The 258-nt window shown below is 58.1% G+C and carries 1 protein-coding gene; it reads left to right on the forward strand.

What is annotated here, in order from left to right:
• A partial coding sequence (locus EU800_RS26475) for an integrase core domain-containing protein (protein WP_129636393.1) occupies window positions 1–258 on the forward strand: 258 nt, incomplete at both ends.

Here is a 258-nt window from a genome sequence, read left to right on the forward strand (position 1 = left end):
AGGAGCATTGTCAGCGACAACGGCACGGAACTGACCAGTATGGCCGTGCTCAGATGGTGCCAGGAAACGCGGATCGACTGGCACTACATCGCGCCTGGAAAGCCGATGCAGAACGCCTTTGTCGAGTCGTTCAACGGCAGTTTCCGGGACGAACTCTTGAACGAAACCCTGTTCTCATCGCTGGCGGAGGCCCGCGAGAAAATCACAGCCTGGAAGGAGGACTACAACCGCAACAGGCCCCACTCATCCCTCGGCAAT

Origin of the sequence: Tropicimonas sp. IMCC6043 (assembly GCF_004146235.1) — a bacterium.
In the GTDB taxonomy this organism is placed as follows: domain Bacteria; phylum Pseudomonadota; class Alphaproteobacteria; order Rhodobacterales; family Rhodobacteraceae; genus Tropicimonas.